15 protein-coding genes and 4 tRNA genes are annotated in these 18078 nt (G+C 32.9%); 13 read left to right on the forward strand and 6 right to left on the reverse strand.

The genetic code is table 11. From position 1 onward, the window contains the following. Nucleotides 1-8: 8 nt before the first annotated feature. Nucleotides 9-434 carry an NfeD family protein gene (locus tag Q0K54_RS07485; RefSeq protein WP_294579769.1) on the reverse strand — a complete coding sequence of 142 codons (426 nt, stop codon included), beginning with the start codon at nucleotides 432-434 and terminating at the stop codon, nucleotides 9-11. 15 nt (nucleotides 435-449) lie between these two features. Next, complete coding sequence (locus tag Q0K54_RS07490) at nucleotides 450-815, reverse strand: hypothetical protein (RefSeq protein ID WP_294579775.1); 366 nt, start codon at nucleotides 813-815, stop codon at nucleotides 450-452. A gap of 240 nt (nucleotides 816-1055) precedes the next feature. Between Q0K54_RS07490 and Q0K54_RS07495 the strand changes: the two genes are divergently transcribed. From Q0K54_RS07495 to Q0K54_RS07510, 4 genes are all read left to right on the forward strand, one after another. After that, on the forward strand, nucleotides 1056-8075 hold the full coding sequence (locus Q0K54_RS07495) for a glycoside hydrolase family 3 N-terminal domain-containing protein (RefSeq protein WP_294579778.1): 7020 nt from the start codon (nucleotides 1056-1058) through the stop codon (nucleotides 8073-8075). Between the two features lie 94 nt (nucleotides 8076-8169). Beyond that, complete coding sequence (locus Q0K54_RS07500) at nucleotides 8170-8631, forward strand: hypothetical protein (protein WP_294579780.1); 462 nt, start codon at nucleotides 8170-8172, stop codon at nucleotides 8629-8631. A gap of 16 nt (nucleotides 8632-8647) precedes the next feature. Further along, entirely contained in the window at nucleotides 8648-9349 is a 702-nt protein-coding gene (gene deoD / locus Q0K54_RS07505) for a purine-nucleoside phosphorylase (RefSeq protein ID WP_294579783.1), read from the forward strand. Beyond that, nucleotides 9349-9972 (forward strand): HAD family hydrolase, encoded by a 624-nt coding sequence (locus Q0K54_RS07510; protein WP_294579786.1) that lies wholly within the window; start codon nucleotides 9349-9351, stop codon nucleotides 9970-9972. Before deoD ends, Q0K54_RS07510 begins: the two co-directional genes overlap by 1 nt. Nucleotides 9973-9986: 14 nt before the next feature. Here Q0K54_RS07510 and Q0K54_RS07515 read toward each other — a convergent pair whose 3' ends face one another. After that, entirely contained in the window at nucleotides 9987-10187 is a 201-nt protein-coding gene (locus Q0K54_RS07515) for a DUF378 domain-containing protein (RefSeq protein ID WP_294579789.1), read from the reverse strand. Between the two features lie 87 nt (nucleotides 10188-10274). Here Q0K54_RS07515 and Q0K54_RS07520 point away from each other — a divergent pair, with 87 nt between their 5' ends. The 3 genes from Q0K54_RS07520 to Q0K54_RS07530 all read left to right on the forward strand — a co-directional run bounded on the left by Q0K54_RS07520 (nucleotide 10275) and on the right by Q0K54_RS07530 (nucleotide 13335). Then, nucleotides 10275-11267: a hypothetical protein gene (locus Q0K54_RS07520; protein ID WP_294579791.1), complete on the forward strand. Its 993-nt coding sequence runs from the start codon at nucleotides 10275-10277 to the stop codon at nucleotides 11265-11267. Between the two features lie 301 nt (nucleotides 11268-11568). Next, nucleotides 11569-12642, forward strand: a complete 1074-nt coding sequence (gene alr, locus Q0K54_RS07525; protein WP_294579794.1) for an alanine racemase — start codon at nucleotides 11569-11571, stop codon at nucleotides 12640-12642. A gap of 39 nt (nucleotides 12643-12681) precedes the next feature. Continuing rightward, nucleotides 12682-13335, forward strand: coding sequence for a CatB-related O-acetyltransferase (locus tag Q0K54_RS07530; protein ID WP_294579797.1), 654 nt, complete (start codon nucleotides 12682-12684; stop codon nucleotides 13333-13335). A 46-nt stretch (nucleotides 13336-13381) separates the two neighbouring features. On the opposite strand, the gene Q0K54_RS07535 is transcribed toward Q0K54_RS07530, so the two are convergent. The 3 genes from Q0K54_RS07535 to Q0K54_RS07545 form a co-directional block, all read right to left on the reverse strand. Beyond that, nucleotides 13382-13801, reverse strand: a complete 420-nt coding sequence (locus Q0K54_RS07535; protein WP_294579800.1) for a hypothetical protein — start codon at nucleotides 13799-13801, stop codon at nucleotides 13382-13384. Between the two features lie 97 nt (nucleotides 13802-13898). After that, nucleotides 13899-14897 carry a UDP-glucose 4-epimerase GalE gene (gene galE / locus Q0K54_RS07540; RefSeq protein ID WP_294579803.1) on the reverse strand — a complete coding sequence of 333 codons (999 nt, stop codon included), beginning with the start codon at nucleotides 14895-14897 and terminating at the stop codon, nucleotides 13899-13901. Nucleotides 14898-14952: 55 nt separating this feature from the next. Next, nucleotides 14953-17001, reverse strand: coding sequence for a translation factor GTPase family protein (locus Q0K54_RS07545; protein WP_294579806.1), 2049 nt, complete (start codon nucleotides 16999-17001; stop codon nucleotides 14953-14955). A 248-nt stretch (nucleotides 17002-17249) separates the two neighbouring features. On the opposite strand from Q0K54_RS07545, the gene Q0K54_RS07550 reads away from it, so the two are divergent. From Q0K54_RS07550 to rpmJ, 6 genes are all read left to right on the forward strand, one after another. Next, nucleotides 17250-17325, forward strand: a tRNA-Val gene (locus tag Q0K54_RS07550). 6 nt (nucleotides 17326-17331) lie between these two features. Further along, a tRNA-Thr gene (locus tag Q0K54_RS07555) sits at nucleotides 17332-17407 on the forward strand. A gap of 7 nt (nucleotides 17408-17414) precedes the next feature. Further along, nucleotides 17415-17490, forward strand: a tRNA-Lys gene (locus tag Q0K54_RS07560). Between the two features lie 5 nt (nucleotides 17491-17495). Continuing rightward, nucleotides 17496-17569: transfer RNA gene (locus Q0K54_RS07565), tRNA-Gly, on the forward strand. A 152-nt stretch (nucleotides 17570-17721) separates the two neighbouring features. Beyond that, a complete protein-coding gene (gene infA / locus Q0K54_RS07570; RefSeq protein ID WP_015536142.1) occupies nucleotides 17722-17940 on the forward strand; it encodes a translation initiation factor IF-1 in 219 nt (72 codons plus the stop codon). A 13-nt stretch (nucleotides 17941-17953) separates the two neighbouring features. After that, nucleotides 17954-18070, forward strand: coding sequence for a 50S ribosomal protein L36 (gene rpmJ / locus Q0K54_RS07575; protein WP_081683596.1), 117 nt, complete (start codon nucleotides 17954-17956; stop codon nucleotides 18068-18070). Nucleotides 18071-18078 lie beyond the last annotated feature (8 nt).

Consider the following 18078-nt stretch of genomic DNA (forward strand, 5'->3'; position numbering starts at 1 on the left):
CCCTTGCTCTATTCTTCTAATTTTCTAACAACCAGGTGGGCTCCTTCAATAGCCATAATTTCACAATACTCACCTTTATTAATTACCGTATTATCCAGACTAGTTGCAGCCCAAGAAGTAGACATTACTTGTACTTCTCCTTTGTTGTCGGCGGTAATCGTCTTAGTTACCAGTCCATGTTTCCCGATTACTCGATCAACATTAGTTTTTTCGATGTTAGTCCGTAAGTATTTTTTGGCAGTTGGTCTAACAACAATAATAGTTACTAAAGTAACCAGGACAAATAGGACAATTTGGATAGTTTGACTGGCGCTTAGTAGACAAGCAATAAGCGCTACGATTCCACCAGCTGCAAACCATACGCTAACTAGATCAGCTGTAATGATTTCAACTATCGAGGCGATTATTGTAATTGCTAACCAGATAGGTATCATAAAATCCCCCTCCTTTTAGAGATTGACTAATAGAATTTGATGAACAACATCAAATTTAGCACCAAATTTAACACATTTGTTGTTTTCTAAATCAAAGTTGTATTCTGTAGCTAGTTCACTAATAAAATTTTTGTTGGAAATCCTGCCATAACTTTTTCCAATTGAGATTCGATGTAATTGATCTTCAGGGTAAATATGCTCGTTTAATTCTTTTTTTCCAACGGGCTTAATACCTAAAACTTTATTTTTTCGATCAATTCCTAATAAAACGTAATCGACATCTTCAAAATGACGACAAGCGGCTTTATTTAGGGTGATATTGGTACTATAAATTGTTATAGTTTTTTTTGCGATATCGTTAGTTGACCATTCAAATTCCATAAGTATCATCCTTTCTATAATTATTATATTATAAATATTATTTTTATTCAATATGATTATAAAACAAAAATAATAATATATATTTTTATACTATATCATATCTCTTTAAGCATCTAAATAAAAATGCTTGAAAGAATAGGTCGGTATTTTAATTAAAACAAGCCAATAATAAAGAAAGCGCTTTACATATTTTATAGATAGGTATATAATTTATTTATACCAATAAATTGGAGGGATAAAATGAAAAGGACATTGAAAGTCATCTTGATGGCACTGGTAGTCATTTCCTCAACTATTAGTGTCAAAAACGTATCGGCAACTTCCAGTCGGGTTCAGTCAATGTTAGAAAACATGACCAAGACTGAAAAAGTGGCCCAAATGATTCAGGCAGATACCCGCTGGATTACTCCTGAAGAAGTTGCTGAGTATAAGATAGGTTCAATTTTAAGTGGTGGTGGTGCGGCTCCTAGCACTGGCAATACTTTAGAAAATTGGGCTGATTCTTTAAATAGCTACCAAAAAGCTGTGATTGATAGTGGTGGGGTTCCCTTATTATATGGAATTGATGCCGTTCATGGTAACAATAACCTTTATGGAGCAACTATATATCCGCACAATATTGGTTTAGCAGCTGCCAATGATGCTACTTTAGTTGAAGATATTGGTGTGGCTACTACTAGTGAAGTGCAAGCTATGGGGGCTAACTGGGTATTTACCCCAACTTTAGGTATTCCTCATAATGAACGCTGGGGACGTACTTATGAAACATTTGGTGATGATGTTGACCGCGTAACTAGTCTGGGAAGTGCTTATATTCGTGGAATTGAACAAGGCGGTAATGTCATTGCTTCAGCTAAACATTTTTTAGCTGAAGGGTTAGCAACTAATGGTACTAATCAGGGAAACATCGAATTATCTGATGAAGATTATCAGGCATTGATCAATGCTGATATGTCTAATCCGTTAGTTAAAGAAGTTTTAACACCTTACAAAAAAGCAATTGAGCAAGGTGTTGATTCAATTATGATTACTTATAACAGTATTAATGGTAAAAAATGCCATGGTAATAAAGATGTTGTAACAACATTATTGAAAGAAAATTTAGGTTTTGATGGTATTGTTGTTAGTGATTATAATGGTTTAGATCAAATTGAAAATGCATCAAGCTATAAAGATAAAGCGGTTGCCTGCATCAATGCTGGAGTTGATGTTTTGATGGTTGCTGAAGCTGATGGTAATACACCACGGTGGAAAAATCTTTATAATGCTTTAGTTGAAGCGGTTAATGAAAATTTAATTTCTGAAGATCGTTTAAATGATGCAGTAACTAGAGTCTTAACGGTCAAAGAAAAATTAGGTCTTTTAGATGATTATTCAAAGGCCTTTGCTAATAGTGATGAACAAGCTTTATTTGGTGGTGAGGAACATCGTAATTTAGCGCGACAAGCTGTTAGTCAATCTTTAGTCTTATTGAAAAATGATGAAGTAAGCGAAGGGCAAACGATTATGCAGGCACTAGGTGAAATGGATAATATCATGGTAGCTGGTAGTGCTGGTGATGATATTGGAAAACAATGTGGTGGTTGGACAATTACTTGGCAAGGAGCAACCGGTAATACAACCGAAGGAACGACGATTTTTAGTGGCATCAAAGCGGCGATGGAAGCTAAAGGTGGGATTGCTAATTATAGTGCTAATGGAGTCTTTACCGATTCTAATCAAGATATTGATGCAGCAATTGTGGTAGTTGGTGAAGATCCATATGCTGAAAGCAGCGGTGATCGTAGCGCTGGTGAATTGAAATTACCGGCAAATGATATTAATACAATTAATAATATCAAAAATGCGCATCCAGATTTACCAATCATTTTAGTATTAGTAACAGGACGGCCAATTGCAATTGCTGATTATGTTGGAGACAGTCAAGTTAAAGGAATTGTCAATGCCTGGTTACCTGGAAGTGAAGGGGCTGGAGTCAGTGATGTTTTAATTGGTGATAAAGACTTTACTGGTTCTAACCCAATTACTTGGACATGGTATCCTCAAGATATCGAAAATAAATATCGTGATGAAAGCACAGTATTATATCCAGTTGGTTATAAATTAACTAAAGATCAAAAAACTGGTGATCAAACAGTTCCAAATGATCCAGCAACAGTTGATTTAAAAGCCACTAATGGTAAATTAGAAGCAGAAGCTTTCAAAGATAAACATGCAAGTATCGTGTTAGAAAACAATGGTACTTCAGTTGGATATCTTCAAGATGGTCGCTATTTAACTTATAAGATCAATGTACCAGAAAAAGCAGCATATAAACTAACTGTTAATGCCGCTAGAGAATATAGTGATACTATTGATGGTGCTTTTGAATTATATTTAGATAATGAATTAGTGCTTGCTAGAGACAGTACTAAGATCGTTACTACTGGTTCATGGACTAACTTTAATGAACAAGTAATGAATGCCAACGTGAGTTTAAAAGATGGAGTTCATGAATTGAAATTTGTTGCTCGTGCTAAAGATTTCAATATCGATTATTTCTTATTTGAAAAAGCTGGTGATTATGTAGGACCAGTTGTCCCAGAAGAAGTAACTAATGTTGGAACGGGAGCTTTATTAAAAGAAGATGCTATTCAAGTAACGATGTCTTCATCAGAAAACTCACAAGATATGTCTTGGTATAAAGGTGAATATGAGATTTCTAATAAAAACGCTACAAAAGATGCCCTAGATTTAAGAGCGGCTGACGATTCTATGCAAACAACAATTGTTGTAAATGATCAAAAACAGTATCAAACAGCACTAGGAATGGGTACTTCTTTAGAAGAATCAACAATTCATAATTTATTGAAAATGGATAAAGAAAATCGTGAAGCGTTCTTAAGACGTTTGATTGATCCGGTAAATGGTATGGGAATGACGTTGATTAGAATTACAATTGGTACTTCTGATTTTACCGCTCAAGATTTCTATACATATTATGATGGTACTGGTAAAGAATTAAATGGTCAGCCAGACTGGTATAACACTACTGGTAAAGGATTCAGTATTCAAAAAGATATTGATTATGGTGTGATTCAAGTAATTAACGAATTACAGGAAATTGCCAAAGAAATTGGTGTAGCTGATGATTTGAAATTCTTTGCTTCATCATGGACACCACCAGGATGGATGAAAATCCCAACATCAAGTAGTAATTCATATGCAAATAATGAATTATTATTAAAAGGTGGGCAATTAAATGATGATCATATTAATGATTTAGCTAAATATTATGTTCGTTATATTGAAGAATATAAAAAACAAGGAATTAATATTTATGCAATGACTTTGCAAAATGAGCCAATGCTGGAAATTGATTATCCAAGTTGTGCAATGACCGGAGCTCAAGAAGCGAAGATTGCTAAAGCAGTTAAACAAGAATTAGCTAAAAGTGAAGTGTTAACTGACGAAGAAAAAGATGTAAAATTATGGGCTTTTGATCACAACTTTAATGGTGCTGATTCATTCATGAAGAGTTTCTTTGATGAAGCTGGAGATGAATTAAATATTGATGGTATTGCTTTCCATCCTTATGGTGGTAATGCTTCGACAATGGGAGCTTACTATGAAAAATATAAAGATCAATTATCAATGAACTTAACAGAAAGATCTGTTTGGGGAACTAGTGGTGCTAATGATATTATTACTTGGTTAAGAAATGGTTCTGAAAGTTATAATAGCTGGGTAACAATGCTTGATAGTAATATTGCTACACATCATTGGGTTGGTACTCCTGATCCAACATTATTTGTTCAAGATGCCAATAATCCTCAAAGATACTGGGCAACACCAGAAGTTTATATCATGTCACAATTTACTAAATATGTTCGTCCAGGATTTGTACGAATTGATACTAATAATGGTTCAAGTTCATCGGTAACTAATGTGGCATTTAAAAATCCAGAAACTGGTGAAATTGTCATGATCGTTACTAACTGTAGTGGTAAAGATCAAAAATTCAAAGTTATGATGAATGGAACCCAGTTCAATGCTGTTTTACCAGCTGGTAATGTAGCTACATATATCTGGAATAGCGCTGATGCAGTCGTTGGGGGTACTGAAGTTCCCGGAACTTTAACACCAGGTAGTGCGGTAAGTACTAATGGAGTAACTGTTAAAGATGATGGTAGTGGATTTGGTAATATTGAAGATGGAGCTTCAATTGATTATTTGATCAATGTTAAAGAAGCCGGTATCTATGATGTAACAATTCCTCATGCTATTGGACCAACTGATGAAGCAACTGTTACAAGCAATAGTGGTAACAAGGAAATTATCTTAAAAAATGGTGATACTGTTATAGGAAAAACAGTTACTAAACGTTTTGATACATGGAGCAAAGATTGGGAAGCTTGGGGTACTACTAGAAATGTCAAAGTTCAAGTTAAACTGGAAGCTGGTTTACAAAGAATGAGCTTAGTGCTTTCTAGTGGTGATATTGATATTGGTGCTTTAACGATCACTAAAGCTCGTGATCAATTAAATCTTCCAGGCTATGTCGATGCATTAGAATATAGTTATGGTGAAAATATTATTGTTGAAGATGGAAATATTGGATTCTTTGATGATAACGATAAAGTAGAATATACAGTTAATGTCCAAAAAGATGGATCATTTGAAATGAAATTAAATTATGCTAAAGATGAAGGTAATGCTAACTTTGATATTTATGTTGATGATATACAAGTTGGCGAAGCTACATTTGCGGCAACAGGTGACTTTAGTAAATATGAAATTGGTAAAGTTAAACTTGATTTAACTAAGGGAAGTCATCAAATTGCATTCGTCCCTAAAAACAACGGTGGTTTCAATTTGAAATCATTAACTTGTGGAGCTTATATCAAAGCTACAAGTGATCAGTTATTAGAAGGTGATTTAGATGGTCAAGAAATTACAGTTAAGTTGACTGATGGTAAGTTTGTTGCTGATTTATCAAAAGATAACTGGAAATTAGCTAATTTACCAGCTGGTATTGATTATACAGTAACCAGAAAGAGTGATGATGAAGCTATTATTACTTTAAAAGGACAAGAAACTGTAGATTATGATCAAAACTTGAGAGTAGATGTGGAAATTGATGCTAAAGAAATAGCTGATAATGATTATATCTTAAGTGATAGTGTTGTTATTGAAGCGGTTAATGATGATGAATCATTAGGTAAGATTGATGATGTGGCATTTGATCAAGATAGCTTTGATATTACTATTGATGGTGGTAAATTCAATCAAGATTTAAGTGTTGCTGATTTAGCGTTAAGTGATGAAATCGCTGAATATTTAACTATTAGTGATGTTTTAGTTAGTGATGATGCTAGTAAGGCAACAATTAGTTTTAAACGTAATGCTACTAATTATGAAGATGTTGCTGGTTCCATTACAGTCAAAGCTAGTGGTTATAGTGATGATACTAAAGATTTAATAGCTAATCTAAAATTAATCAAAACCGATGCAATGCCAGAAGCAATTGTCATTGGTGATAGCGTAGTATCATTGTCAGAAACTGATGCTTATCGTAAAAAGGGTACTTTAGTCAATGGTAATAAAGGTGATTATGTTGATTTCTATTTAGGAATTCAAACTGAAGGAAATTATCTAATCAGTTATCGAGTTAAAGATAGTGAAGCTGTTAATAATGCTTTAAAATTAAGTGGTGGTTTAGGATTAGCAACCGATAATATTGGCAGTGTTTCTTTTGGAAAATTCTGGGGAAATAGCCAAGGATATGTTCAAATGTTGAACTTAAAAGCTGGTGATCAAACCTTAAGATTTGAAGTTAATAACGCTGGTTTTGAATTGACAGATCTAAAGATTGAAAAACTTACTACAGCTAATCAAGTCAGTGGTGTTGTTGGTGATAAAACAACGATTACTGTAGATTCTGTTGTCGATGGTTCTAAAGATATCGGATGGGCTTTAGAAGGAAATGATGTTAAAAATGTTGGTTTTGGAGCAGCTGGAGCTTATCAAGATTATTATTTAGATGTTCAAAAATCCGGAACATATGCTGTTAAAGTTAATTACAGTCATGACTGTGGTGGTGATACTAAAGCGGTTATTATGAATGTTGATAATAATCAAACAAATACTTTAGGTGAAATTGTACTTAAAAATACTGGTGGCTGGTCTTCATGGAAAGACAGTGATACAGTTGAAATTCACTTAAATGCTGGAAAACAATTTATCCGAATTTATGATGATTTAGATGGTTTCAATTATCGTAATTTTGAACTTACATGTTTAAGTATTGATGAAACAACGATAGATAAATCTGCTTTAGTTGAAGTGGTAGATTATGCGACAACTATTACTGATCAACAACTTGAAAATGTGATTCCAAGTGCAGTAATGGAATTTAAAGCCGCATTACAAGAAGCAAAAGATGTTTTAGCTAATCAAGAAGCCAGCCAAGATCAAGTCGATCTGGCAACAGCTAGATTAAATAAAGCTTTAACCGGACTTGATCAAATCAAAGGTGATAAAACCGCTTTACAAGCTTTAGTTGCCGATTTATCACAATTAACTGGTGAAAACTATAGTGAAGCAAGTTATCAGATCTTTAAAGAAGCATTACAAAAAGCTAATGATGTTTTAGCTGATGAAAATGCGCAAACTGTAGCTATTGAAAATGCTTATGATCAATTATTGGCAGCATTTGATGGATTGCAGTTAATCGTTGATAAATCTTCATTACAAACATTAGTTGATACAGTAAGTGGTTTAAATCAAGATAGTTATACTGAAAAATCTTGGCAAGAACTAATGAGTCAATTAGAAAATGCTCAAGCTGTTTTAGTAAATGAAAAAGCTAGTCAAGATGATATTAATGAAGCTTATGGTCAATTATTAACGGCTTATCAGAATTTAGAGCTAAAAGCTAATAAAGAAGCATTAAAAGAATTAGTTGATAAAGCTGGTTTATTACAAAAAGATCGTTATACTGAAAAATCTTGGCAAAACTTTGATCGAGCATTACAAGAAGCAAAGGCTGTTTTAGCTAATGAGGATGCTAGTGATGCTATGATTCAGGCAGCTATCAAAGATTTGCAAGCAGCTATTGATGATCTGGAAACAGTTAAAGTTGCTGATTTAGTTACAGGTAATAGTAGTACTACTACAACTAGTAAAACTGGTGATGATGTAGAAATTATTTTACCAGCAGCAACAATGGCAGCAGCCATGGCTTTGTATCTGTCTTTAAGAAAAAGAAGACAACATTAATTAATAATTAAAGCGATATAGAATGACTATATCGCTTTTAATTTAGGCTTTTACATCTAATAGTGATTAGGGTATAATGACTATGAGGTGTGATATGAAAAAGTTAATAAAATTATTACTGGTTTTTGTTCTTGGCTTTTGTTTAATTGGCTGTAAAGAAGAAAAACATGAGTACAGTGAAACTTATACTTTGTATTATTTTTATTTAGAAGGATGCCCTAATTGTGAGCATTTTACTGAAAATGGATTACCTAAAGTTGAAGAAGAATTTGGCAATCATATGCAAATTATTGAATATGATATGGATAATCGTGAAACGATTAATGAAGTTAAAGCTGCATATGATGCTATTGTAAATAACATTATTGATTTTGATCAGGATGATTATGGGTTTGGACCATTTTTGGTGTTAGATGGTTATTATGCTCAATTAGGAGTCAGTGATGTTGATAAATATGTTGATAACCTAATTGCTGCGGTTACTGGTGAAGATTTGACAGAACCTGGTGAAAATGAAACATATTATTATTTTAATGATGGTAAAGTGCAACCATAGATAAGGAGGAAAAAAGATGGCAACACCACATAATCAGGCTAATCCTGGTGAAATCGCAAAAACGGTTTTAATGCCCGGAGATCCTTTGCGCGCTAAATTTTTAGCCCAGACTTATTTAGAAGATGTTAAAGAATTTAATACTGTTAGAAATATGCTAGGGTATACTGGAACTTACCATGGTAAAGAAGTTTCTATTATGGGTTCGGGAATGGGAATGCCTTCAATTGGCATTTATTGTCATGAGTTATTTAGCCAATATGGAGTTGAAAAGATCATTCGTATTGGTTCTTGTGGCTCTTTAAAAGAAGAAATAAAATTAAGAGATATAATTATTGTTCAAGGAGCTTGTACCGATTCTAATTTTGCTCATCAATATGAATTACCGGGTACATATAGTGCTATTTCTAGTTTTGAATTATTGGAACAGGCAGTAAATGAAGCTCGAAAAAGAGAGATAAAGGCTTTTGTCGGGAATGTTATTTCTTCTGATATCTTTTATCATGCTGATAAAGATAGTAGTGCTAAATGGGCTAAAATGGGTTGTTTAGGAGTGGAAATGGAATCATATGCTTTATTTGCCACTGCTGCTTATTTTAATAAACAAGCTTTAACTTTATTAACTGTTTCGGATTCTGCGGTAAGTAATGAAGAAACTACGGCTAAGGAAAGAGAACAGACTTTTACAGCCATGATGGAAATAGCTTTGGAGATCGCTTGATGAAACAGAAATTTGCTTTTTTTGATTTTGATGATACGATCATTCATGGTGATTCTGGACAGGCATTGTTGAAATACTATTTAAAAAAACATCCCTTATCATCATGGCGGTTATTAAAAGTTGTTATTTTATTTGGTTTGTATTTATTGAAAATGGTTCCTTTTCAAAAAGCCAAAAGTGCCTGGCTTTTTCCAATGGACAAATTAACGGAAACAGAGTTAAAGGAATTTTATCAAACATGTATTGTTCCTAAATATTATCCTAATGTCGTGGCTGAATTAAAAGCTAAAAAGGAAGCTGGTTATTTAGTTTATATTTGCTCAGCATCAATTGAGGGGTATTTACGATATTGTGATTTACCAGTTGATGAAATTTTAGGAACGAAGACTAAAATTATTGATGGTAAGTATACTAGTATGATGATTGGTAAGAATTGTAAAGATCAAGAAAAAGTTAATCGTTTAAATGCTATTATTACTAAAAATGGCTATGAAATTGATTATGACAACTCTTATGCTTATTCGGATTCTTTGCATGATATTCCAATGTTAAAGATGGTCAAAAATCGAATTAGAATTAATAAAAAAAATGGAGAAATGACTCCATTTGTGTTTGAGGAGTAAATATGCTCCTCTTTTTATTTAGTATCTAAATCAGTAAATAAAAGCATGATATTAATGATTCCGGCAATACCAACCAAAATATAGATCAGCATTGATAAAAAGCTATCAACACCAAAAATAGTATCAACGAGATTAAAATTAAATAAACCAATTAACCCCCAGTTGATAGCACCTATAATTGTCAATATTAACGAAATTTTTTGTAATATATTCATTATCTACATCCTCCTTATTAAATTCTATCCACTAAAAAGATCTTTATACATATTATTGCAATTTTTACATATTTTATTAGTGGAGGTGTGAATTTGAAAAAAATTTATATTGGCATTGGTGTGATTGTAGTAGTTCTAGTGGCAACATTGATCTTCTTTAAATTTAAAGATAGTTCGCTTGATAAAACAATTGAAAAGGTTAAAGCATATGATCAATATACTCTTTCTTGTAATATGGAAATGGTTGAAAACGATGAACTTAAAAGTTATCTAGTCAACGTCAGTTATTTAAATAGTGATAATCAAGAATTTTATAAAGTAGAATTATATGATAAGTCTTTAAATCAATCACAAATAATTATTAAAAATGCTGATGGTGTCTTTGTTTTGACCCCGACATTGAATCAAATATTTAAATTCCAAAGCGAGTGGCCTAATAATTCACCCAAGCCATATATTTATCAATCATTACTTGAATTATTAGAAAATGGTGAGGTAGAAAAAATCAAAGATGGATATCAGGTCTTGGCAGATGTTACTTATCCTAATGATAGTCGAATCGTTAAACAGGAGATGATTTTTAATAAAGATTTAGCACCACAGCAAGTGACCGTATTGGATAGTGAAGATAGCGAAATAATAACTGCTGAATTTACTGAATTTAAAGTTGATACTAGTTTAGAAGCCGATGATTTTAATGAAAAATCAGTGCTTGAATCATCAGCAACTGAATATTCAAGTGCCAGCAGTGAATTACCATTGTATCCAATAGCTTTGATGGGTAGTACATTAGATAGTGAACAAGTTTCAACGATTGAAGGGATGACCAATCATATTTTGAAATTCACGGGAGAAAAGAATTTTACAGTAATTGAAACTCCAATTGAAGCAAATGATGAAATAGTAGTTGAAACGATTGAAGGGGAGCCAATTGATTTAGTTGATGGAGTTGCTTTTTATAATGAGGGACAGTTAATGATGATGAAATCTGGGGTTTTATGTACTATCTACTCTAATGATCTTAATAAAGATGAAATGGTTAGTGTAATTACTAGTATGCAAACTTCCAGTTTGAAATAGGGGCCTAGGCCTCTAATACATATAAAAGAATAAAGTTGGTTTTAGGTTATGGGAATATAGTCGCCAAAAATGAATTTTTGTGATATACTTATCGCCATAGAAGCATAAAAAGCAACTGATAGTCTGATAATTATTGTAGTGGCTAATAGTTATTTTTACTTTATAATTGCTTTTATTAAATAGGGTAACAACTGCCCGAATAAACGCCTGGGGAGATAGTAGGGATACGAGGTCGATGAAACAGGAAACCGATAATGGTAGTTCAAATATTATTTAGATTTAATGGGCGGAGGAAATATAAATGAGTTTGTATCGTGATACATATGCACAAATTAATTTGAGAAATCTAAAGGAAAATATTGAAACGACATATAAAAAATTTAAGCGACCATTAATGGCGGTTATTAAAGCTGATGCTTATGGTCATGGATATCAAGAAGTAGCTAGTTATATTAAGGATATTGATTATATTGAAATGTTTGCCGTGGCTACTTTATATGAAGCAATTGAATTAAGAGAGCTGGGAATTGAAAAAGGGATCTTAGTTTTAGGGGCGGTTCCAACAACAAAAGAAGAAATTGATTTAGCGATTAAATATGATATATCTTTGACGATGATTTCGTTAGAATATTTGCATCATCTAACTTCATTAATTGATGACAAGCCTTTAAAAGTTCATATTAAATTAGATACTGGTATGCATCGAATTGGGCTAACTTCTAGACAAGAATTAGAGGAATTAATGAATACTGTCGATCGTAATAAATTTATATTAGATGGTATTTTCACTCATTATGCAACTGCTGATGGTGATGATGTGGCTTTTAATCAACAACGAGAATTATTTTATCAAATGATTGATGGCTATCAATTTAAATATGTTCATTGTTGTAATAGTGCTGCAATGACTTATCATCATGATACTGGTTCTAATTTGGGAAGAATTGGAATCGTTATGTATGGAATTGATCCAGCTGGTAATGAAACCGACGAATTTAAACAGGTGATGTCTTTATTTTCCAAGGTATCAATGGTTAAACAAATTAATCAAGGTGAGCGAGTTGGCTATGGGTTAACCTATCAGGCCAAGGAAAATGAATATATTGCGACAATTCCGATTGGTTATGCTGATGGACTGATTCGTAAAAATCAAGGACGTAAAGTTTATATTAATGGAAATTATTACCAGATTGTAGGTCGCGTATGTATGGATCAAATGATGGTAAAAGTAGACGAGACAGTTAAAGCTGGTGATCAAGTAGAAATTTTTGGTGATCATATTTCATTGGCCAGTATGGCTAAAGATTTGGAAACAATCCCATATGAGATTACTTGTTTAATTTCTAAAAGAGTTGAGCGGGTTTATATAAAATAAAATTAGCAATATTTGTGGCTTTGATCAAGGAGGTCAAAAATGGACAAAATACCAGATCCAAATACCATTTTTCCTAATGAATATAAAACTTCATGTTTTATTAAAAATGTGATTACAGCGCCAAATATCATCATTGGTGATTATACCTACTATGATGATGAAATAGCACCAACTGAGTTTGAAAAGAATAATGTTTTATTTAATTATTCAGAATTTGGTGATAAGCTGATTATTGGAAAATTCTGTCAAATAGCTTCAGGAACTAAATTTATCGTGGGTCCGGCCAATCACCGTCTTGATAGCATTACAACTTACCCGTTTAATGTTTTTGGTGGTCTTTGGCAAGAAAATACACCAGAGCATATGAGTCAATTACCGTTTAAAGGAGATATTGTAATAGGCAATGATGTCTGGATTGGACGAGAGAGTGTCATTATGCCAGGAGTGAAAATTGGTGATGGTGCAATTATTGCGGCTTATTCAATTGTTACTAAAGATGTTGAGCCATATAGTGTTGTAGGTGGTAATCCAGCTAAGTTTATTAAAAAGCGGTTTAATGACGAGTTAATTGATTTATTATTGCAGTTTAAATGGTGGGATTTAAAACCTGATGAATTAGTTAATATCTTGCCATTATTGTGTGATTTTGATTTAGAGCGGGTTACTAAACAGATCAAAGAATTAATGAAGTAAAGCAAAAAAGATTGTTACAATGAAAATAATTGCAACAATCTTTTTATTATTCATACATTTGTGTTAAACGATAATAAGTAATGGCACCAGTACGACTAGTTTTAACTTCGCCATCTTCATAAACGATTGTTTGAGGAACGGTCGAATTAGTAATTCCCAAATCTTCTTCTAGCCAATTAGCATAATCATCATCATCAGATACATCAACGTAATACAATTTTTCACCACGATGGTTTTCAACAAATTGAGTCATCGTTGCTTGATATGATTGGGTAGTTGTATCATCATCGTTACCAATAACAACGACAAAACTGTCATCGGCTTCGACTTTATCAACTAGTTTATCTTGAGAAATAGTTGTATATTCTACATAAACAATCTTACGGTAAACAATTAGTCCAATAAAAACCACCAATATTATCCCAAAGATACTAATTTCTTTCCATAATTTTTTAATTTTATCCATGATAAGCCTCCATAAAATACTATTATATAATATCAAAAAAATAGGCTAAACACAATATTAAATAAATAAGGGATATGTAAACATATCCCTAAATTGATTATTTATGTTTTAAAGCATAATTCCAAGTGTCACGACACATATCTTCAATTCCTTTAGTAGCTACCCAATCAAGTTCTTTTTTAGCTCTTGATGGATCAGCGTAACAAGTAGCAATATCACCAGGTCGCCGATCTTTGATTTCGTATTTAACTTTTACGTTATTAACACGTTCAAAAGTTTTAACCAAGTCTAAAACACTATATCCAGTACCAGTTCCTAGGTTACAAATATGAACCCCAGGTTCGCTGTAATGTTCAATTGCTTTGACATGTCCTTTAGCTAAATCAACGACATGAATATAATCACGAACACCAGTACCATCCGGTGTATCATAATCATTACCAAAGACACCTAAGCATTCTAGCTCACCAGTTGCTACTTTCATGATATATGGCATTAAATTATTAGGAATTCCTTTAGGATCTTCACCTAATAAACCTGATTCATGTGCGCCAATAGGATTAAAATATCTTAATAAAGAAACTGACATCCAAGGACAAGCATGTTGTACATCAGTTAGAATTCTTTCCATCATTGCTTTACTAGTACCATAAGGATTAGTAGTATCACCAAGTTTACAATCTTCAGTAATTGGAACTACTTCTGGATCACCGTAAACTGTAGCGCTTGATGAAAAGACGATTTGTTTAACATGATATTTTTTCATCATCTTACTAATAATTAATGTTGTCATTAAATTATTAGTATAATATTCAATTGGCTTTTCTACAGATTCACCAACTGCTTTAAAAGCAGCACAATGAATAATAGCATCAATTTCATTTTCTTTGAAGACAGCTTCAGTTTTTGCTTCATCTAAAACATTAAATTCATAGAATTTAACAGCTTTACCGGTAATTTCTTTAATATTATCTAATACTTCTGGTTTAGAGTTGGAAAAATCATCAATTACAATAACTCCATAACCAGCTTCTAATAATTCAACACAGATGTGACTGCCGATATAACCAGCACCACCAGTAACTAAAACATTCATAATTAACCCCCATTTCGCTATCTATAATAGCATTTTTGATTTACGATTAAAAGTTTTATTTTACAACTTCACGAACGACAGCATCACTTGCAAACTCATAATCTAAAAATTCCATTTCAAAAACACCTTGTCCTTGAGTAATAGAACGTAAATCAACAGCATAATTCATTACTTCACGCATTGGTGCTTCGGCAACGATTTTAATCAATCCATCATCTAAAACATCGCTTCCAATTACTCGTGCTCGCTTAGTGTTAAAATTACTCATAATATCACCAGTATAGGCTTCATCAACAATAACTTTCATTTTCATGTATGGTTCTAATAAAGCAGGACTAGCTTTAGGAATAGCTTCTTTAAAACACATCATAGTGGCTGTTTTAAAGGCCATTTCAGATGAATCGACGGTGTGATAAGATCCATCAACTAATGTAGCTTTGATTCCTAAAACCGGATAACCAGCTAAGACACCGCTTTTAACACTTTCAATCAAGCCTTTTTCAACTGCTGGGAAATAAGATTTAGGAACAGCACCACCAAATACTTTTTCTTCAAAAACATATGATTCATCATAATTGTGAGTTGGTTCAAAAGTAATTTCAACTTCACCGAATTGTCCATGACCACCAGATTGTTTTTTGTATCTAGTTCTTTGGGTAACAGATTTTTTGATTGTTTCACGATATGGAATCTTGATATCTTCTAAAGTTGCATCCACTTTGAATTTTGTTTTTAATTTGTTTAAAAGGGTATCAAGATGAATATCACCAATACCATAGATACATTGTTGTTTAGTTTCACTATTTGATGTGAATTTTAATGTTAGATCTTCTTCCAATAATTTGCTGATAGCATTGGCTATCTTTTCTTCATTACTTTTTCCTACTGGTACCAGGGCTTTTCCATAATATGGAGTAGAAAACTTAATTTCAGGAACAATTATTTGATATCCAGCAATACATAAAGTATCATTAGTTTTTGAATAAGATAATTTAGTTAATGCTCCAATATCACCAGCATGTAAGCAATCAACAGGAACTAATTCTTTACCAACAGGCTGATATAATTTAGTAATTTTTTCCACTTCTTTTTGTTTAACATTATATAGCTGACTGCCACTATAAACAGTACCAGTTACTACTTTAAATAATGATGTACGACCAACAAATGGATCAGCTACAGTTTTGAAGATGAAAATACTTGCAGGTAAGCTTTCATCATAGCCAATAATTTCTTCTTCGTTTTTATCAATATTATTAACAATTATAGAGTTGCTCATATCACCAGCAGCGCTAAAGAAAGCAACCATGGAATTTAAGATAATTTGAATTCCGATTTGATCAGTACCACAAAGTACAGGAATGATATTTTTGTTTACAACTCCTTGACGTAAAGCTAAAGAAATTTCTTCTTTAGTAAAAGGTTCTTCATTAATGTATTTTTCTAGCAGTTCATCACTAGTATTAGCTACGGCTTCATCGATCATTTCTTTAATTGGCATAACTTCATCCATTAATTCTTCAGGAATATCAGCTTTATAAGTATGATCGCCATCAAAAAGTCTACCTTCCATCTTAGCAACATTGACATAACCAATCATCTTATTGTCTTCCATGATTGGGACTTGGATAGGGGCAATAACTTTACCATATGTGTCTTTTAACTGCTGTAGTTTTGTTGGATAATCGCTATTAGGGTTATCTAAACCGTTGATATATATTATTTTGGCTTTGTCTTTAGCTTTATACATTGCTTGTTTAGTACCAGCGCTAATTCCAGCTGTAGCTGGATCAATGATCAAAGCTGATTCACAAACACTTAAGGCTGCTTCACATTCACCGACAAAATCAAATGTCCCAGGAACATCAATTAAATTGATTTTACAATTATTCCATTCAACTGGAATTACAGATAAGTTGACTGATGATTTACGATTGATTTCTTCATCGCTGTAGTCACTTAACGTATTTCCTTCATTGATGTTTCCAGTTCGATTAATCAAACCGCTTCGATAAGCCATCGCTTCGACAATAGTGGTTTTTCCACAACCAGAATGTCCTAATACGGCAACATTACCGATTTCGTTTGCATGATAAGTTCTCATAAAATACCACCTTTCTAAATTAAAATGAACTTCTTATATTTATTTTATCATATAGTCAGTTAAAAACACTAGAACATAATCAAGAATTTAGTTTATTTTGGAAATTAAAATTATTGATTGAGGAAAATGGGCATTTTATTTTGAAAGGTTAGATTGATTTTCGATAAAATTTAAAAAAAATCAAAAAAATGACAAAAAGGTATTGACCAAATTAAAAATTACTGGTATATTTATGAGGTACCGTTCGAGGAGGCTTAGCTCAGTTGGGAGAGCATCTGCCTTACAAGCAGAGGGTCAGCGGTTCGAGCCCGTTAGCCTCCACCATTATTTGCCGACTTAGCTCAATTGGTAGAGCAACTGACTTGTAATCAGTAGGTTGTGGGTTCAATTCCTATAGTCGGCACCATTTTTTTGACCCCTTAGCTCAGATGGTAGAGCATTTGACTTTTAATCAAAGGGTCGGGCGTTCGAATCGCCCAGGGGTCACCACTTATGCAGGTGTAGTTCAATGGTAGAACTTCAGCCTTCCAAGCTGACTACGTGAGTTCGATTCTCATCACCTGCTCCATTAAAAAAATAAAGCCTTTTAAAGGCTTTTTTTGTATCTTGGAATGAAAAGTTACTTTTTACTTTTAAAAATGCGATTTGTTTGGTAAAATGATAAATGGCTTTTTATGCCTGTATCATTTCATTCTTAATAAGGGAGGTAATTTGAAATCCATGGCAAAACAGGATATGATCGAACTTGATGGTATCGTACAAGACACATTACCCAATGCAGCTTTTAAAGTTAAATTGGAAAACGGGCACGAAATCTTAGCTCACGTTTCTGGTAAAATCCGTATGCATCACATTCGCATTTTACCAGGTGATCGTGTAACCGTTGAAATTTCACCGTATGATTTAACACGTGGGCGTATTACATTCAGAAGAAAATAGGAGGACTATTAAAATGAAAGTAAGACCATCTGTAAAACCAATCTGTGACAAGTGTCGCGTAATCCGACGCAAGGGGCGCATCATGGTAATCTGTGAGAACCCAAAACACAAACAGAGACAAGGAAACTAAGTAAAGTA

Origin of the sequence: uncultured Thomasclavelia sp. (assembly GCF_944324745.1) — a bacterium.
Lineage (GTDB): Bacteria > Bacillota_I > Bacilli_A > Erysipelotrichales > Coprobacillaceae > Thomasclavelia.